The organism is Stenotrophomonas sp. SrG, from assembly GCF_050031795.1.
Taxonomy (GTDB): domain Bacteria; phylum Pseudomonadota; class Gammaproteobacteria; order Xanthomonadales; family Xanthomonadaceae; genus Stenotrophomonas; species Stenotrophomonas rhizophila_A.
Genome location: NZ_JBNBBE010001163.1, coordinates 1 through 238, shown reverse-complemented (window position 1 = coordinate 238; position 238 = coordinate 1). Strand labels below are relative to the sequence as shown.

Here is a 238-nt window from a genome sequence, read left to right as displayed (position 1 = left end):
TGGACGGCATGCAGCTGGAGCTGGAGACCCGCCGCGCACTGGACACCACCCCGCTGCTGGAGCTGGAAGACGCGCCCGCGCCCGACACCGCCGCGACCGGCGAAGCCGGCACCACCGTGGAAGTGGCCGCCTTCGACGAACTGCCCGAGCCGGCGATGTGGGCCGTGGCCGGGGCCAGCTGGCACGACGGCGACGACGACCGCCTGCAGCGCATTGCCGCCGACGAATCCAGCGACCC

1 pseudogene is annotated in these 238 nt (G+C 73.9%); it reads left to right on the top strand.

Annotated elements, in window-relative coordinates:
• Positions 1-238, top strand: a pseudogene (locus ACQG3P_RS23115) (RNA polymerase factor sigma-54); the annotation flags it as partial.